Consider the following 16,406-nt stretch of genomic DNA (forward strand, 5'->3'; position numbering starts at 1 on the left):
AGACGACGCCCCGGCCCTCCGGATCAGGGCTCGACGAGGGCGAGCCGACCGCGCAGGCGCGACTCGAGGGCGGCGAGGTCAACGGGCTGGTCGCTGGGCCAGCCGACGGTGAGCACGACGCCGTCGGCGCCGTAGTCGGCGGCCTCGACGGGGATCTCCCGGCCGCCGAGCCAGCCGCGGGCCTCGGCCTCGCCGGCGAAGTCGACCTTCAGCTGCAGGGGCGTGCGCTCGACGACCTCGCGGCGTGGCAGGGTCTCAAGGGCCTGGGCGGCGGCCTGGGCGTAGGCGCGGGCCAGTCCGCCGGTGCCCAGCTTGGTGCCGCCGAAGTAGCGGGTGACCACGCAGGCGACCTGGCCGAGGCCCGAGCCCTCCAGGACCTGATACATGGGCCGTCCCGCGGTGCCGCCGGGTTCGCCATCGTCGGAGAAGCCGATGGCGGCCTGCTCCCCCGGCGGGCCGGCGATGAAGGCGCTGCAGTGGTGGCTGGCACCGGGGTGGAGGCGGCGCGCCTCGGCCAGCAGCGACTCGAAGGCCGCCACCTCCGGGGCGTGGCAGAGCCAGGCCAGGAAGCGGCTGCGCTCGACCTCGAGCTCGGTCTCCTGGCGCTCGCCGGGGGCCAGGTCGGGCACCGGGTAGCGCATCAGGCGGCCATCTCCCCCTGGCGAACCACGCCCATCACCAGGCCCAGTACCTGGATGTCGCTGTTCTTCAGGTAGATCGGTGCCATGCTCTCGTTGGCGGGCTGCAGGCGAACCCCGGACTTCTCGATGTAGAGCTTCTTCAGGGTGACCTCCTGATCGTTGATCATCACCACCGCCGTCTCGCCGTTCTCGGCGCTCTCCTGACGCTCGATGATGATCACATCCCCGTCGAAGATGTTGCAATCGATCATGGAGTCGCCGCGCACCTTGAGGGCATAGGTGTTGCGTCGCACCATACGAGTGGGCACGTGGATGCTGCCGCTGTCCAGGCAGGCCTCGATGGGCAGGCCCGCCGAGACGCTGCCGAGCAGCGGGATCTCGGTCATCGCCTCGTCGGCCAGCGCGTCGGCCGGCAGGGGGTCCCAGGCGACGGCTAGGGGCAGGTTGGGGCGGCGAAAGAGGAAGTGGGAGGTGGCCTCGGGCATGGCGTGGATCTCCTGTCGGCGGTCAGGCAGCTAACCCCTGTTGAAACGTACAGTGTTGTCGAAGCATAGCAGGGGCTGCCGATCTGGCAAGGAAGCCGATCGGCAGGCCGCTTGATGCAGGTCAACCGCGACCCGCTGACGCAGTCGGTCGACTGGTAGCAAAACGCCTTTCCGTGTAGAGTCTCGAGCCAAATTACCCCCATGCCGGAGTGAGCCTTGACCCTGCGCCTGCAAGCCCGAAAGCTGGCCTGTGAACGGGATGATCGGTGGCTGTTCGAGGATCTCGATCTGGACATCCGCGCCGGCGAGATCGTCCGGGTCGAGGGTCCCAACGGTAGCGGCAAGACCACCCTGCTGAAGATCCTCTCCGGACAGCTGGCCGACTATCAGGGCGAGCTGTTCTGGAACGACCGGCCGATGCGCCAGGCTCGCCAGGCCTTCCTCTCGAGCCTGCTCTACCTGGGCCATGCGCCCGGCGTGAAGGGCGCCCTGACGCCGCTGGAGAACCTCGCCTGGTACCAGGCGCTGGCCGGCGACCCGGGCCACGAGGCCGCGCGCCTGGCGGCCCTGGAGTCGTTGGGTCTGGCGGGCTTCGAGGACGTGCCGGCGGCCCAGCTGTCGGCCGGGCAGCAGCGTCGGGTGGCCCTGGCGCGCCTGGAGCTGACGCCTCGCCCGCTGTGGGTGCTCGATGAACCCTTCACCGCCATCGACCGCGATGGCGTGGCGGCGCTGGAGGAGCGGCTGATCGTCCATGCCCGCTCGGGCGGCTGCGTGCTGGTCACCACCCACCATGAACTCAAGGCCTCGGGAGAGCTGCGGCGCATCCGCCTCGGGCGGGGAGGGCAAGATGCCGAGCGGTGAGACACCCATGATCGATACCGATGACAGGCCGGTCGCCGACGGGGAACCCCGGGGCGGCCTGACGGTCGCAGTGTGGGCAACGCTCAAGCGCGACCTGACCCTGCTGCTGCGCCGCCGCAGCGAGGTGCTCAACCCGCTGGTGTTCTTCGCCCTGGTGATCACCCTGTTTCCGATCGGCATCTCGCCGGACCCGCAGCTGCTCGCCACCATCGCGCCGGGCCTGCTGTGGGTGGCGGCACTGCTGGCGGCGCTGCTCTCCCTGGACAGCCTGTTTCGCGGTGACTACGACGACGGCTCCCTGGAGCAGCTGCTGCTGACGCCGCAGCCGCTGGCGATGCTGGGGCTGGCCAAGGTGACGGTACACTGGCTGCTGACCGGCCTGCCGCTGGCGATGATGGCGCCGGTGCTGGGGATCATGCTGTCGCTGCCCGCCGGCAGCTACCTGATCCTGGCGCTGTCCCTGGCCCTGGGAACCGCCAGCCTGAGCCTGATCGGCGCCATCGGTGCGGCCCTCACCGTGGGGCTTTCGAGGGGCGGGGTGCTGCTGTCGCTGCTGGTCCTGCCGCTCTATATTCCGGTGCTGATCTTCGGCGCCGGTGCCGTACAGGCGGCCATCCTGGGCGACGGGGCCGCGGCCCATCTGGCCATCCTGGGGGCCCTGCTGGCGCTGGCGCTGATGCTGGCCCCCTGGGCGATCGCGGCGTCACTGCGCATCAGCATCAACGGTTGAGAGGTGGAAGAAGCATGTGGGCCTTCATTAACAAGTTGCGTTCCCCCAAGTGGTTCTACGCCATCAGCGAACGGCTGATGCCGTGGTTCTGGGTTGCCGCGGCCGGGCTGATCCTGGTCGGTACCGTCTGGGGCCTGGCCTTCGCGCCGGCCGACTACCAGCAGGGCAACAGCTTCCGCATCATCTACGTCCACGTGCCGTCGGCCTTCCTGGCCCAGTCGATCTTCGTCAGCATGGCGGTGTGTGGCCTGGTCTATATGGTCTGGAAGATCAAGGTGGCCGACATGGCCGCCGCCATGATGGCGCCGCTGGGCGCGGCCATGACCTTCATCTCGCTGTTCTCCGGGGCGGTGTGGGGCGTGCCCACCTGGGGCACCTGGTGGATGTGGGACGCGCGCCTCACCTCGATGCTGATCCTGTTCTTCCTCTACCTGGGGGTGATCGCCCTGCGCGGAGCCTTCGCGAGCCGCGACAGCGCCTCCCGGGCCGCCTCGGTGCTGGCCATGGTGGGCGTGATCAACATCCCGATCATCAAGTACTCGGTGGACTGGTGGTACACCCTGCACCAGCCGGCCACCTTCACCGTCACCGGACGCGTCGGCATGCCCATGGAGATGTGGGTACCGCTGCTGATCATGGTGCTGGGCTTCTACAGCTTCTTCATTGCGGTGACCCTGATGCGCACCCGTAGCGAGATCCTGCGCCGCGAATCCAACAAGCGCTGGGTGCGTGACCTGGCCGGAGAGGAGCGCTGATGGCCTTCGAATCCTTCAACGAATTCATCGCCATGGGGGGGCATGCCCCCTATGTCTGGGCGGCCTGGGCGGCGACCGCCGCGCTGCTCGTCGCCATCGTCCTGCACGCCCGCGCCGAGCGCCGTCAGCTGCTGCGCAACCTGCAGCGTCGCGCCCGTCGCGAGCAGCGCCTGGGCGCCGGCCGGGGCGAGGCGTCGAGAGTTTCACATCAATCGGGTGGTAATCGTCATGACACTTAGCCTGACACCGAAACGCAAGCAGAGGCTCTTCGTGATCCTGGGGCTCGTCGCCCTGGCCGCGATTGCCGTGGGGCTGACCCTCTACGCGCTGCGTGCCAACATCAACCTCTTCTTCAGTCCGGTGCAGATCGCCGCCGGCGAGGCACCGTTCGAGCGCCAGATCCGTGCCGGCGGCATGGTCAAGGAGGGCACCGTCGCCCGCAACCCGGACAGCCTCGACGTGGAGTTCACCGTCACCGACTACGTCGATGACCTGCGCGTGCACTACAGCGGGATCCTGCCCGACCTGTTCCGCGAGGGGCAGGGCGTGGTGGTGGTCGGCCAGCTGCAGCACGACGGCTACCTCAAGGCCGACCAGGTGCTGGCACGCCACGACGAGAACTACATGCCCCCCGAGGTGGCCCAGGCCCTGGAGGAGGCCGGTTACAAGCCGGAGGACTTCCAGCAGAAGGCCGCCGAGGTGGCCAAGCGCCTGGAAGCCGGGGAAGAGAACGGCGACGGCGCCACCAGCGGCTCGTACTGATTCGGAGTGCCCATGCTGACCCAGATGATTCCCGAGATCGGCCACTACGCCCTGGTCATCGCCCTGCTGATGGCGGCGGTCCAGGCGGTGATGCCGCTGGCCGGTGCGGCGACCCGCCGGCCGCTGTGGATGGCCTATGCCCGGCCCATGGCGGCCGGGCAGTTCCTGTTCGTGGCCATCGCCTACGCCTGCCTGACCGCGAGCTACATGCTGGATGACTTCAGCGTGGTCAACGTGGCCAACAACTCCAATTCCATGCTGCCCTGGTACTACAAGTTCAGCGCCGTGTGGGGCAACCATGAGGGCTCGGTGCTGCTTTGGAGCCTGATGCTGGCCGGCTGGAGCTACTTCGCGGCCCGCTACTCCCGCGAGCTGCCCCGCGACGTGGTGGCCCGGGTGCTGGGCGTTCTCGGCCTGGTGTGTGTCGGCTTCCTGATGTTCATCCTGGTCACCTCCAACCCCTTCGAGCGGCTGCTGCCCAACATGCCGGCCGATGGCGCCGACCTCAACCCGCTGCTGCAGGACATCGGCCTGATCCTCCACCCGCCGATGCTCTACATGGGCTACGTGGGCTTCTCGGTGGTCTTCGCCTTCGCCATCGCCGCGCTGCTGGGCGGCCGCCTGGACGCCGCCTGGGCGCGCTGGGCGCGCCCCTGGACCAACATGGCCTGGGCCTTCCTGACCGTGGGCATCGCCCTGGGCAGCTGGTGGGCCTACTACGAGCTGGGCTGGGGGGGCTGGTGGTTCTGGGATCCGGTGGAGAACGCCTCCCTGCTGCCCTGGCTCACCGGCACCGCGCTGATGCACTCCCTGGCCGTCACCGAGAAGCGCGGCGCCTTCAAGAGCTGGACCCTGCTGCTGGCGATCTCCACCTTCTCGCTGTCGCTGCTGGGCACCTTCCTGGTGCGTTCCGGGGTGCTCACCTCGGTGCACGCCTTCGCCAACGACCCGTCACGCGGCTTCTTCATCCTGATGCTGCTGGGCATCACCGTGGGCCTGTCGCTGCTGATCTTCGCCCTGCGGGCGCCGCGGGTCAGCAATCGCGTGGGCTTCAACTGGCTCTCCCGGGATGCGCTGCTGCTGATCAACAACCTGATGCTGGTGATCATGACGGTCACCGTGCTGATGGGCACCGTCTACCCGCTGCTGCTGGATGCCCTTGACCTCGGCAAGATCAGCGTGGGCCCCCCCTACTTCAACGCGCTCTTCGTGCCGCTGACGCTGATCATGTGCGTGTTCATGGGCCTGGGGCCGGTGGCGCGCTGGAAGCAGACCGATCCGCGCCTGCTGGTCCGCCGGCTGTGGCTGGCCGCCGCGGTGGCCCTGGTGCTGGGCATGGCGCTGCCGCTGGTGTTCGCCGAGCGCTGGAGCGCGCCGGTGGCCATCGGCCTGATCGCCGCGCTGTGGATCGTGCTGCCGATGGTCCGCGACCTCTTCGACAAGACCCGCCACGCCAGCTCCCTGGGGGCGGGCCTGAGGAAGCTGTCGCTGGCCTATTGGGGCATGCAGCTCGGCCACCTGGGCGTGGCGGTGACCATCGTCGGCGTGGCCGTGGTCTCCAACTACAACATCGAGCGCAACGTGCGCATGGGGCCGGGGGACAGCGTCCAGGTCGCCGGCTACACCTTCACCATGACCGAACTCACCGATCGCCGCGGCCCCAACTTCCTGGCCGACCGCGCGGTCATCGCCGTTCAGCGCGGCGACAGCGGTCGCAGCTTCGTGATGAACCCGGAGAAGCGGCTCTACCTGGCCACCGGCATGCCGATGACCCAGGTGGCGCTGCGCCCCGGCTTCCTCCGTGACCTCTACGTGGCCATGGGCGAGGACCTGGGCGACGGCACCTGGGCCATGCGCGTGCAGTACAAGCCCTTCGTGCGCTGGCTGTGGCTCGGCGGCCTGCTGATGGCCGTCGGCGGCGTGCTGGCGGTGGCCGACAAGCGCTATCGTCGGCTGGCCACCGCCCGTGACCCGGAGGAGGCCGCGCTACAGGCCGCCGCCGGCAAGGACCCGGGCAAGGAGGCGACGGCATGAAACGTCGCCTGCTGATGCTGCTGCCGCTGGCCGGCTTCCTGGCGCTATCGTTGTTCCTCTACCAGGGGCTGTCGCTGAACCCCTTCCACCGGGAGTCGGCGCTGATGGCCCGTGACTTCCCCGAGTTCGACCTCGCCACCCTGGAGGACCCCGAGCGTCGGGTGGACCGCTCGCTGCTGACCACCGGCGAGCTCACCCTGGTCAATGTCTGGGGCGAGTGGTGCCCCGAGTGCAAGCGCGAGATGCCGCAGCTGCTCGACCTCTCCCAGCGCCACGACATCCGCATGGTCGGCATCAGCTGGAAGGACACCCGGGAGAAGGGGCTGGGCTTCCTCGAGGAGTTCGGCGACCCCTTCGAGATCAACATCTTCGACCCGGACAACGAGCTGGGCTTCGAGCTGGGCGTGTTCGGCGCGCCCGAGTCCTTCCTGGTGGATGCCGACGGGGTGATCCGCTATCACCATGTGGGCTATATCGCGCCGGGTGACGTCCGCGACAAGATCCTGCCGGAGGTGGAAAGATGGCGCTGATGCGATCCCTGATCACGACGCTTGCCCTGCTGCTGGTGGCCGGCCTCGCCCAGGCCGCGGCCATCGAGCTGCGGGAGTTCGATGACCCGGTACTGGAGCAGCGCTATCGCAGCCTGACCGCCTCGCTGCGCTGCCCCACCTGCGAGAACCAGGCCATCAACGACTCCGATGCGCCGGTCTCCGGCGACATGCGCGACCGCGTCTACCTGCTGCTGCAGGATGGCCGTTCGGACATCGAGATCCGCGACCACATGGTGCAGCGCTTCGGCGACTACGTGCTCTACAACCCCCGCCTGGAGGGCCGCACCTTCCTGCTGTGGGGGCTGCCCGCGGCGCTGGTGGTGCTAGGCGGCCTGCTGGTGATGCTCATCGTGCGCGCCCGTCGCAATGCGTCGGTCACCGCTCTCTCCGCCGAGGAGCGTGCCCGGCTGGATGCCCTGATCAATCGCGAGAGAATCGAATGACCCTGTTATGGATTGCCTTCGCCGTCCTGCTGCTGCCGGCCCTGTGGCTGCTGGCGGCCCCGCTGCGTCGCGCCCGGGCCCTGCATGACGCCCAGCGCGACCACGAGCAGAACGACCGCACCGCCGAGCAGAACGTGGCCATCTTCCAGCGCCGCCTGGCGTCGCTGGAGGCCGCCCGCGAGCGCGGCGACATCGACCAGGCACGCTTCGAGGAGGACCGCCTCGAGCTCGAACGCAGCCTGCTCGAGGATACCGAGAGCCTGAAGCGCGCGCCGCTCAAGGGCTCCGCCTCGGGGCGCCTGGCCGTGCCGGTGGTGATGGTGGCCGTGGTGGTGGCCAGCGTGGTCTGGTACCAGCAGCAGGGCGCCGAGGGAGACCTCACCCTGCTGGCGGTGCAGCAGGAGGTGCAGAACCATCCGGACGGCTCGGTCGAGATGCTGGTCGAGCGGCTCGAGGAGCAGGCCGCCCGCCAGCCGGGCAACCCCAACGTCTGGATGGCGCTCTTCCCGCTCTACCGCGACATGGGCCAGGGCCGCGAGGCGATCCACGCCCTGGAGCGGTTGATCGAGATCGAGGGGCGGATCCCGTCGCTGCTCGGCCAGCTGGCCCAGATCGAGTTCTTCGTGGCCGACCGCCAGCTCACCCCCCGGGTCCAGTCGCTGGTCGACGAGACCCTCGAGCGCGACTCCAGTCAGCCGACCGTGCTGGGCGTGCTGGGCATCGCGGCCTTCGACCGCGGCGACTACGAGGCCGCCATCGGCCATTGGCGTCGCGCCATCGCCGGCATGTCGGACCCCTCCTCCGGCGAGGCCCTGCGCCAGGGCATCCAGGTCGCCCAGGAGCGCCTGGGCGTGCCCCCCGAGGAGCAGGAGCTGGCAGTGGCCGAGGGCCCCGGGATCCATGTGCGGATCCGCCTCGACGATGACCTGGCCGGCCGCCTGGACGACGACGCGGCGGTCTTCGTGGTGGCCCGCGACATGGAGGGCGAGCTGCCGCCGCTCGCCGTCGCCCGTCTGACCCTGGCCGACCTGCCGGCCGCGCTGGTGCTCGACGACAGCCGGTCGATGTCGCCCGAGGCGAGCCTCTCCCAGGTCAGCGAGGCCCGGCTGATGGTCCGCGTCTCGGCCAGCGGCCAGGCCAGCCCCCAAGCCGGCGACCTGTTCGGCGACCTGGCCGAGGTGCCGGTGGGCGACGTCGACGGCGAGCCGGTCGAGGTGGTGGTCGACCGTGTCTTCGAATAACCGGCTCGGGTAGCCGACGATGCGCCTCAAGTCGATACGCCTGGTCGGCTTCAAGTCTTTCGTCGACCCGGTCACGGTGCCCTTCGACGGCAACATGACCGCCATCGTCGGGCCCAACGGCTGCGGCAAGTCCAACATCATCGACGCGGTGCGCTGGGTGATGGGCGAGTCGTCGGCCAAGACCCTGCGCGGCGAGTCGATGACCGACGTCATCTTCAACGGCTCCACCGGCCGCAAGCCGGTGGGGCAGGCCTCCATCGAGCTGCTGTTCGACAACCGCGACGGCACCATGGGCGGCGTCTATGCCCAGTATGCCGAGATCGCCGTCAAGCGGGTGGTGACCCGCGACGCCCAGTCCAGCTACTTCTTCAACGGCCAGAAGTGTCGCCGCCGCGACATCGCCGACCTCTTCCTGGGCACCGGCCTCGGCCCGCGCTCCTACGCGATCATCGGCCAGGGCATGATCTCGCGGCTGATCGAGGCGCGCCCCGAGGAGCTGCGCGCGACCCTCGAGGAGGCCGCCGGCATCTCCAAGTACAAGGAGCGCCGCCGCGAGACCGAGAACCGCATGCGCCGCACCCAGGAGAACCTGGAGCGCCTGGACGATATCCGCGAGGAGCTCGACAAGCAGCTCGAGCGGCTCAAGCGCCAGGCCGAGGCCGCCCGCCGCTACCAGACGCTCAAGAACGAGGAGCACCGGGTCAAGGGTGAGTTGGCGCTGCTGCGCGGGCGTGACCTGCGCGCCCGCCAGGGCGAGGAGGAGGCCCGCGTCCGCGAACTCGAGACCAGGGTGGAGCGCGAGGTGCTCGGGCTGCGCCAGTGCGAGACCCGCCTCGAGGAGGCCCGCGCCGACCACGACCGACTCGCCACCGAGCTGGATGGCCAGCAGTCACAGTTCTTCGAGACCACCACCGCCATCGCCCGCCTCGAGCAGGACATCGAGCACGCCCGCGCCCGCGATGCCCAGCTCGCCCGGGACCTGGAGGCGGCCCGGCGCGAGCTGGCCGAGCTCGTCCGCCTCGGCGAGGACGACGGCGAGCGGCGGCTACGCCTGGACGAGCGCCTGGAGACCCTGGCCCCCGAGCGCGAGGCGCTGGCCGAACAGTTCGAGGAGCTCGAGGCCGCCCTCGAGGAGGCCGAGCCCGAGGCCGAGGAGGCCGACGCCGCCTGGGAAGCCTTCAACGAGCAGTGGCGCGAGGCGAGCCGCGAGGCCGAGCGCAGCCAGGATCGCCTGCGCGAGCTGGAATCCCGGCTGGAACGGATCGAGGGCGACGAGCGCCGCCGCCGCCAGCAGCACGAGGAGCTGCCCGACATCGCCCTGCTGGCCGAGCAGCGCGACGAACTCGCCGAGCGGCTCGCCGAGCTGGAGCTCGAGCGGGAGGCCCTGGAGGCGCGTCGCGAAGCGCTGCAGCAGCATCGCGACGGGGCCCGGGAGCAGGCCCGCGAGGCCGAGGCGGCCCGCGAGGCAGATCGCCAGCGTCGCAGCGAGCTGCAGGGCGAGCTCGCCTCCCTGGAGGCGCTGATCCAGGCCGGGCTGGCCGACCATGACGAGGCGCTGGACAGCCACCTGTCGGCCCACGGACTGGCCGAGGCCCCCCGCCTGGGCGAGAGCCTGTCGGTGGAGGCCGGCTGGGAAGAGGCCGTCTCCTGGGTGCTGGCGCCCTGGCTGCGTGCCCGCCTGGTCCCCCTGGACACGGGGCGGACGGCCCTTGATGGGGCGCCCGCCGAGCTCGGCCTGCTCGACGCCGACTCGCCGCCGGCCCCCGCGGAGAGCCTGGCGGCCCGGGTGCAGGGCGCCGGTGCCGCCGGGCGCTGGCTGACCGGGATCCGCTGCGTCGACGCCCGGGAGGATGCCTGGGCGCAGCGCGGCGACCTGGCCCCGGGGGAGAGCCTGATCACGCCCGACGGCCTCTGGCTCGGGCCGGGCTGGGCCCGGCACCGTGGCCAGGGCGAGGGGCCCGATGCGCTGCTGGTGAGCCGGCGCCGACAGGCCGAGGCCCGCGAGGCGCTTGACGAGGTCGAGGCGCGCCTGGCCGAGCAGGAGCAGCGGCTGGCGGAGGCCGCCGAACGGGCCGAGCGGGCCGAGGGCGATCTGGAGGCGTGTCGCCTGGAGGAGCGCGAACTGGACCAGCGCCGCCAGCAGCTGGCGGTGCAGGACAGCGGCCTGGCCAGTCGACTGGAACACCTGGAGGGACGTGCCGCGGAGCTGGCGGAGGAGCTCGCCGGCCTCGGCGAGGCCCGCGAGGAGGCGCTGCTGGCCATCGAGGAGAGCCGCGACCGCTGGCAGCAGGCCATGGCGCGGCTCGAGGAGGGCGCCGAGCGGCGCGAGCGCCTCGACCGCGAGCGTGGCGAGGCCCGCGAACGGCTGGTCTCGCTGCGCGGTCGCCAGCGTCCCCTGGCCGACCAGCTGCAGCGCCTGGCGCTGGAGCAGGAACGGCTCGACGCCGAGCGCGCCGGCCTGGCCGAGCAGCAGGGACGGGCCGGCGAGGCGCGGGAGCGCCTCGAGCAGCGGGCGGAAGAGCTCGAGGAGGAGCGCGAGTTGCTCCGCGAACCCGAGGAGGAGCGCCGCGAGCGTCTCGACGAGCTGCTCGATCGCCGCGAGCGCGAGGAGCGGGCGCTGAATGCCGTGCGCGCCCGGGCCGCCGAACTGGTCGAGCGGCTGCGCGAGGACGAGCAGGCCCGCCAGGGCCATGAGCGCAACCTCGAGGGCATCCGCGAACGGCTGCAGGAGGCGCGCATGCAGGTCCAGGCGCTGGGCCTCAAGGCCGAGACCCAGGACGAGCAGCTCCGCGAACTGGGGCACGATGCCAAGGCGCTGGCCGAGCAGCTGGACCCCGACGCCACCGAGTCGGCCTGGCAGGCGCGCCTGGAGGAGCTGGGCGAGCGCATTCGTCGGCTCGGCGCGATCAACCTGGCGGCCATCGAGGAGTACGACCAGCAGGCCGAACGGCGCGACTACCTCGAGGCCCAGCATGCCGAGCTCAGCGAGGCGCTGGAGACCCTCGACCGGGCCATCCGCCGGATCGACCAGGAAACCCGCACCCGCTTTCGCGACACCTTCGAGCGAGTCAACGCCGGGCTGCAGTCGCTTTTCCCTCGGGTCTTCGGCGGTGGAACCGCATGGTTGACCCTGACCGGCGAGGATTTGCTGGAAACCGGGGTGGCCATCATGGCGCGCCCCCCCGGCAAGAAGAACAGCACCATTCACTTGCTCTCCGGTGGCGAAAAGGCGCTGACCGCCCTGTCGATGGTCTTCGCCATCTTCCAGCTCAATCCGGCGCCCTTCTGCATGCTGGACGAGGTGGATGCCCCCCTCGATGACGCCAACGTGGGGCGCTACGCCAAGCTGGTGAAGGAGATGTCCGAGAGCGTCCAGTTCATCTATATCACCCACAACAAGATCGCCATGGAAGCGGGCGAGCGTCTGATGGGGGTGACCATGCAGGAGCCGGGTGTTTCCCGTCTGGTGGCCGTGGGCGTCGAGGAGGCGGCCGCCCTGGCCGAGGCCTGAGAGGCTTGAACGTTGGCCCCAAAAGGGGTAACAAGGAGATCAGTAATGCTGCATTGCATGGATGCACGGGGATTATCGAAGGGCGATTGCACGGGGCATCGTCGACTCACGGTGAAAAATCGCCGGGGGTTGACAAATAAAAAAAGTGGCCCCTTTTTTGGCAATCGCGCTATGCTGTTGACGGACAACCATCAGGCATGGCGCCTTAGCAAAAGGCTGACGACCCATGGAACTTAGAGAGTGGCTGATCATCCTGGGGTTGGCGCTGGTGACCCTCATCGTGGTGGACGGAGTGCGTCGCCTCCAGCGCCAGAGGAAGGTCCCGCGCCTGGACGAGGTGGCGGATGATGCCGGAGGCACCGACCTCGACCCCGACGAGGCGGCCCGCGCCGCCGAACTCAACTGGGAACTGCCCAACGGAGGGGCGCGAGTCGTCAGGCCCGCGGACTACAGCCGTGTGCAACCCAAGCCCAAGCTGGAGCGCCAGGAGCATCCCGGCGCTTCCCGCGTGCTGGCCAGCTTCAGGGAGGCCCGTGAACCCGTCGCGGCCTCCGCCGACCGTGTCGGCAAGCCGCAGGCCCGGGAAGTCGCCGGGCAAGAGGAACACGCCAGGCAGCCGGACATGCGGGTAGAACGGAAAGAGAAGAACGAGCGGAAAGAGCAGATAGAAGCGCTGCGTCAGGAAGAAATGCGGCAGGAACAGATGCGGCAGGCACCCGAAGCGACGCCCGCCGAGGCGTCGATCGAGCCGCACCGCGACGAGGCGCCCGAGACCGCATCGCGCCCTGTCGCCTCCGACGCCCCGGCCACGCCGGAGGCGCCGTCGCTGGCGTCCCCCGAGCGTCGGGAGCCGAGCCTCTCCGCGCTGGACGAGTCGCCGTCGGAGCTCGACGCCTCGCTGTCCGAACCGCTGGCGGCCGACCCCGAGGATCATGACGAGTCCCATGAGGCCGAGCGCTACCGGCTGGTGGACCTCGACGGCATGAGCGACTCCTTCAAGAGCGGCTCCAAGCGCGTCGGGGCCTCCGTGCAGCGCTTCGGCGCCTCCCTGCAGAAGACCCTGGCCGAGCGCCGCGAGCAGAAGCGTCTCGAGAAGCAGCGCCGTGACGCGGCCCGGGCCGAGAAGGCCGCCCGCGAAGCCGAACAGCGCCGCCTGGCCCAGGCCCGGGCCGAGGAGGAGAAGGCCGCCCGCGATGCCGAGCGTCGCCGGCTCGAGGCCGAGGCCATTGCCGATGCCGATGACGACGACCCGCTCTTCGCCGCGCCGCGGGCCCGCCGCCATGACGACGACGCCCACCCGGACGTCGTGGCGGAGTCGGACGCCTTGCCCGAGGCGGAAGGGCCCGCGCTCAGCGACAAGGTGCGCGTGCACCCGGTGCTGGAGAAGGCCCTGCGCCACGATGTCAGCGCCGAGCATGCCCGCCACGCCCTGAGCCACGCCGACGAGATCATCGTCATCAGCGTGATGTCCCGGGACGAGGAGGGTTTCTCCGGCACGACGCTGCTCGACCTGATGCTCGCCTGCGGGCTGCGCTACAGCCGCGACATGGGCATCTTCCACCGCTTCGAGACCGAGGACCCGGAGAGCCAGCTGCAGTTCTCCATGGTCAACGTGGTGAAACCGGGCACCTTCCCGATCCACTCCATGGACGACTTCCGCACCCCGGGGATCACCCTGCTGATGCCCCTGCCGGGGGCCGAGGACGCCTCGGCCGCCTTCGAGGCGATGGTCGAGACCGCCATGGTCATCGTCCGCCACCTCGGCGGCGAGCTGAAGGACGAGAACCACAGCGTGATGACCGCGCAGACCGTGGAGTTCGCCCGCCAGCGGGTGCAGGAGTTCGTGCGGCGCAACCGGCTCAACCGCTACCAGGTGAATTAGCGCCGAGTCAGACGCTTGAAGAGGAACAACCCCATGAATTCATGGGGTTGTTCCTTTATGGGGTGCATGAAACGCGGGTATGCGAGAATAGCCCGGCCTTTGTGACACCGGATCAGGGACACCATGAGTCAGCCCGACCAGCAGATCCTCGACGAGGTCGCGCGGCTGCGCGCCGAACTCGACGACGCCAACTACCGCTACTACGTCCTCGACGACCCGACCCTCACCGACGCCGACTACGACCGCCGGCTGCGTCGACTGCAGGCGCTCGAGGACGCCCACCCCGAGCTGGTCACCCCGGACTCGCCCACCCAGCGGGTCGGTGCGGCCCCCGACGCCGGCTTCCCCGAGATCCAGCACGCCGTGCCCATGCTGTCGCTGGACAACGCCTTCAGCGAGGAGGAGCTCGCGGCCTTCGTCAAGCGCATCAGCGACCGCCTGGAGGTAGACGGCGAGTCGCTGGCCTTCTGCTGCGAGCCCAAGCTCGACGGCGCCGCGGTGTCGCTGGTCTACGAGGCGGGCGTGCTGGTGAGCGGGGCCACCCGCGGCGACGGACGCACCGGCGAGGGGATCACCTCGAACCTCAGGACCCTGAAGTCGATCCCGCTGAGGCTGCGCGGCGAGGCCTGGCCCGAGCTGCTGGAGGTGCGCGGCGAGGTGATCATGAGCCATGCCGGCTTCGAGGCGATGAACGAGCGCGCGCGTCAGGAAGACACCAAGGTCTTCGCCAACCCGCGCAATGCCGCGGCCGGCAGCCTGCGACAGCTCGACCCCCGGGTCACCGCCACCCGCCCGCTGGAGTTCAGCGCCTACCAGGTAGCGCGTATCGAGCCCGACCCGGGCGACCCTACCCACAGTGCCCTGATGGCGCACCTGGGCCAGTTCGGCTTCCGCACCAGCGGCGAGCTCCGGGTGGTGACCGGCAGCCGCGGGCTGATCGACTACTGTCGCACCCTGGGAGAGAAGCGCGACGGCCTCGGCTATGACATCGACGGGGTGGTGATCAAGGTGGACGACCTGCGCCTGCAGCGCGAGTTGGGCTTCGTCGCCCGGGCGCCGCGCTGGGCCATCGCCTTCAAGTTCCCCGCCCAGGAGGAGACCACCCGTCTCAACGAGGTGGAGTTCCAGGTGGGGCGCACCGGCGCCATCACCCCGGTGGCACGCCTGGAGCCGGTCTCGGTGGCCGGCGTCACCGTCTCCAATGCCACCCTGCACAACGCCGACGAGATCGCTCGCCTCGGGGTCATGACCGGCGACACCGTGGCCATCCGCCGCGCCGGCGACGTGATTCCCCAGGTCGTGCGCGTGGTCGAGGCGCTGCGTCCGGCGGATGCCCGCGAGATCGTCTTCCCCGAGCAGTGCCCGGTCTGCGGCTCCCAGGTCGAGCGCCTCGAGGACGAGGTCGTGGCACGCTGCTCCGGCGGCCTCTACTGCCCGGCCCAGCGCAAGGAGGCGCTCAAGCACTTCGCCTCGCGACGGGCGCTGGATATCGAGGGCCTGGGCGAGAAGCTGATCGAGACGCTGGTCGAGCGGGACTGGGTCACCACCCCCGCCGACCTCTTCCGGCTGGAGGCCGAGCGGCTCGCCACGCTGCCGCGCATGGGGCAGAAATCCTCCGAGAACCTGGTGGCGGCGCTGGAGAAGGCGAAGGCGACCACCCTGGCGCGCTTCATCTACGCCCTGGGCATCCGCGAGGTGGGGGAGGCCACGGCGGCCAACCTGGCCCGCCACTTCGGCACCCTGGAGGCGCTGATGGCAGCGGAGGTCGAGGCGCTGGAGGCGGTGGAGGACGTGGGGCCCATCGTGGCCGCCCATGTGCACACCTTCTTCCGCCAGCCCCATAACCGCGAGACCATCGAGGATCTGATCGCCTGCGGCCTGCGCTGGGAAGAGGAGAGCGTCACCGCGCGTCCGCAGCCCCTGGCCGGCCAGACCTGGGTGCTCACCGGCACCCTGGAGAGCATGACCCGCGACCAGGGCAAGGCGCGCCTCCAGGCGCTGGGGGCCAAGGTGGCCGGCAGCGTCTCGAAGAAGACCGCCGGGCTGGTGGCCGGCGAGGCCGCCGGCAGCAAGCTCGAGAAGGCGATGCAGCTGGGCGTGCCGGTGCTGGACGAGGCGGCCTTCCTCGAGCGGCTGGCCGCCTGGGAGTCGGGCGAGGGCGCCGACGGGGAGGACGACGCATGAGCGGCCGCTTCGTGGAGATTCCCTACCGCCTGCTGCCGGGCGAGACCCTGGATGCCCTGCTGGAGGCCTTCGTTACCCGCCAGGGGTACGACACCACCGACACCGGCGAGGGCATGCGCGGCTGGGTGGCCGAGCTCAGGCGCCAGCTCGAGCGGGACGAGCTGGTCATCGCCCACGACCTGCAGACCGAGAGCACCGAGGTGATGACCCTGGCCCAGTGGCGGGCCTTCGGCAGGGACCTGGCCGATGATGAGGAAGAAGGGTAAGACTTGGCTAACGCTCGAGGCTGATTCGGCAACAGCTCTCGAGGGGGCGCTGTGAACCCG

The 16,406-nt window shown here is 70.1% G+C and carries 15 protein-coding genes; 13 read left to right on the forward strand and 2 right to left on the reverse strand.

All coding sequences use genetic code 11. The features are described from left to right. Nucleotides 1-23: 23 nt before the first annotated feature. Nucleotides 24-641, reverse strand: coding sequence for a YigZ family protein (locus tag NFC98_RS02615; RefSeq protein WP_254276618.1), 618 nt, complete (start codon nucleotides 639-641; stop codon nucleotides 24-26). After that, a complete protein-coding gene (lexA, locus tag NFC98_RS02620; RefSeq protein WP_254276619.1) occupies nucleotides 641-1,126 on the reverse strand; it encodes a transcriptional repressor LexA in 486 nt (161 codons plus the stop codon). The genes NFC98_RS02615 and lexA overlap by 1 nt, the downstream gene beginning before the upstream one ends. 216 nt (nucleotides 1,127-1,342) lie before the next feature. Between lexA and ccmA the strand changes: the two genes are divergently transcribed. The 13 genes from ccmA to NFC98_RS02685 all read left to right on the forward strand — a co-directional run bounded on the left by ccmA (nucleotide 1,343) and on the right by NFC98_RS02685 (nucleotide 16,346). Beyond that, the gene (ccmA, locus tag NFC98_RS02625; RefSeq protein ID WP_254276620.1) at nucleotides 1,343-1,987 is read left to right on the forward strand and encodes a cytochrome c biogenesis heme-transporting ATPase CcmA; all 645 of its coding nucleotides are present in this window, start codon (nucleotides 1,343-1,345) and stop codon (nucleotides 1,985-1,987) included. Nucleotides 1,988-1,994: 7 nt separating this feature from the next. Next, entirely contained in the window at nucleotides 1,995-2,717 is a 723-nt protein-coding gene (gene ccmB, locus NFC98_RS02630; RefSeq protein ID WP_254276621.1) for a heme exporter protein CcmB, read from the forward strand. Between the two features lie 14 nt (nucleotides 2,718-2,731). Further along, complete coding sequence (locus tag NFC98_RS02635; RefSeq protein ID WP_254276622.1) at nucleotides 2,732-3,472, forward strand: heme ABC transporter permease; 741 nt, start codon at nucleotides 2,732-2,734, stop codon at nucleotides 3,470-3,472. Then, complete coding sequence (ccmD, locus tag NFC98_RS02640) at nucleotides 3,472-3,711, forward strand: heme exporter protein CcmD (RefSeq protein ID WP_254276623.1); 240 nt, start codon at nucleotides 3,472-3,474, stop codon at nucleotides 3,709-3,711. Before NFC98_RS02635 ends, ccmD begins: the two co-directional genes overlap by 1 nt. 1 nt (nucleotide 3,712) lies before the next feature. Further along, nucleotides 3,713-4,234 (forward strand): cytochrome c maturation protein CcmE, encoded by a 522-nt coding sequence (ccmE, locus tag NFC98_RS02645; RefSeq protein WP_254277766.1) that lies wholly within the window; start codon nucleotides 3,713-3,715, stop codon nucleotides 4,232-4,234. A 12-nt stretch (nucleotides 4,235-4,246) separates the two neighbouring features. Continuing rightward, nucleotides 4,247-6,268 (forward strand): heme lyase CcmF/NrfE family subunit, encoded by a 2,022-nt coding sequence (locus NFC98_RS02650; protein WP_302055092.1) that lies wholly within the window; start codon nucleotides 4,247-4,249, stop codon nucleotides 6,266-6,268. Beyond that, a complete protein-coding gene (locus NFC98_RS02655; protein WP_254276624.1) occupies nucleotides 6,265-6,798 on the forward strand; it encodes a DsbE family thiol:disulfide interchange protein in 534 nt (177 codons plus the stop codon). Before NFC98_RS02650 ends, NFC98_RS02655 begins: the two co-directional genes overlap by 4 nt. Further along, complete coding sequence (locus tag NFC98_RS02660) at nucleotides 6,789-7,262, forward strand: cytochrome c-type biogenesis protein (protein ID WP_254276625.1); 474 nt, start codon at nucleotides 6,789-6,791, stop codon at nucleotides 7,260-7,262. Before NFC98_RS02655 ends, NFC98_RS02660 begins: the two co-directional genes overlap by 10 nt. Next, on the forward strand, nucleotides 7,259-8,503 hold the full coding sequence (gene ccmI / locus NFC98_RS02665) for a c-type cytochrome biogenesis protein CcmI (protein ID WP_254276626.1): 1,245 nt from the start codon (nucleotides 7,259-7,261) through the stop codon (nucleotides 8,501-8,503). The genes NFC98_RS02660 and ccmI overlap by 4 nt, the downstream gene beginning before the upstream one ends. 19 nt (nucleotides 8,504-8,522) lie before the next feature. Beyond that, the gene (gene smc, locus NFC98_RS02670; RefSeq protein WP_254276627.1) at nucleotides 8,523-12,014 is read left to right on the forward strand and encodes a chromosome segregation protein SMC; all 3,492 of its coding nucleotides are present in this window, start codon (nucleotides 8,523-8,525) and stop codon (nucleotides 12,012-12,014) included. A gap of 226 nt (nucleotides 12,015-12,240) precedes the next feature. Continuing rightward, nucleotides 12,241-13,896: a cell division protein ZipA gene (zipA, locus tag NFC98_RS02675; protein ID WP_254276628.1), complete on the forward strand. Its 1,656-nt coding sequence runs from the start codon at nucleotides 12,241-12,243 to the stop codon at nucleotides 13,894-13,896. A gap of 123 nt (nucleotides 13,897-14,019) precedes the next feature. Continuing rightward, complete coding sequence (gene ligA, locus NFC98_RS02680; protein ID WP_254276629.1) at nucleotides 14,020-16,080, forward strand: NAD-dependent DNA ligase LigA; 2,061 nt, start codon at nucleotides 14,020-14,022, stop codon at nucleotides 16,078-16,080. Continuing rightward, nucleotides 16,077-16,346 (forward strand): YheU family protein, encoded by a 270-nt coding sequence (locus NFC98_RS02685; protein ID WP_254276630.1) that lies wholly within the window; start codon nucleotides 16,077-16,079, stop codon nucleotides 16,344-16,346. The genes ligA and NFC98_RS02685 overlap by 4 nt, the downstream gene beginning before the upstream one ends. The last annotated feature ends 60 nt before the right edge of the window (nucleotides 16,347-16,406 follow it).

The sequence above is a fragment of the Halomonas sp. 3H genome, assembly GCF_024206005.1.
Taxonomy (GTDB): domain Bacteria; phylum Pseudomonadota; class Gammaproteobacteria; order Pseudomonadales; family Halomonadaceae; genus Halomonas; species Halomonas campaniensis.

Excerpts from the sequence above, each read along its gene's own strand:
- NFC98_RS02685 (WP_254276630.1), top strand. The coding sequence starts at position 16,077 with ATGAGCGGCCGCTTCGTGGAGATTCCCTACCGCCTGCTGCCGGGCGAG.
- ccmB (WP_254276621.1), top strand. The coding sequence starts at position 1,995 with ATGATCGATACCGATGACAGGCCGGTCGCCGACGGGGAACCCCGGGGC.
- ccmD (WP_254276623.1), top strand. The coding sequence starts at position 3,472 with ATGGCCTTCGAATCCTTCAACGAATTCATCGCCATGGGGGGGCATGCC.
- zipA (WP_254276628.1), top strand. The coding sequence starts at position 12,241 with ATGGAACTTAGAGAGTGGCTGATCATCCTGGGGTTGGCGCTGGTGACC.
- NFC98_RS02660 (WP_254276625.1), top strand. The coding sequence starts at position 6,789 with ATGGCGCTGATGCGATCCCTGATCACGACGCTTGCCCTGCTGCTGGTG.
- NFC98_RS02615 (WP_254276618.1), bottom strand. The coding sequence starts at position 641 with ATGCGCTACCCGGTGCCCGACCTGGCCCCCGGCGAGCGCCAGGAGACC.
- NFC98_RS02650 (WP_302055092.1), top strand. The coding sequence starts at position 4,247 with ATGCTGACCCAGATGATTCCCGAGATCGGCCACTACGCCCTGGTCATC.
- smc (WP_254276627.1), top strand. The coding sequence starts at position 8,523 with ATGCGCCTCAAGTCGATACGCCTGGTCGGCTTCAAGTCTTTCGTCGAC.
- ccmI (WP_254276626.1), top strand. The coding sequence starts at position 7,259 with ATGACCCTGTTATGGATTGCCTTCGCCGTCCTGCTGCTGCCGGCCCTG.
- NFC98_RS02635 (WP_254276622.1), top strand. The coding sequence starts at position 2,732 with ATGTGGGCCTTCATTAACAAGTTGCGTTCCCCCAAGTGGTTCTACGCC.
- NFC98_RS02655 (WP_254276624.1), top strand. The coding sequence starts at position 6,265 with ATGAAACGTCGCCTGCTGATGCTGCTGCCGCTGGCCGGCTTCCTGGCG.
- lexA (WP_254276619.1), bottom strand. The coding sequence starts at position 1,126 with ATGCCCGAGGCCACCTCCCACTTCCTCTTTCGCCGCCCCAACCTGCCC.
- ligA (WP_254276629.1), top strand. The coding sequence starts at position 14,020 with ATGAGTCAGCCCGACCAGCAGATCCTCGACGAGGTCGCGCGGCTGCGC.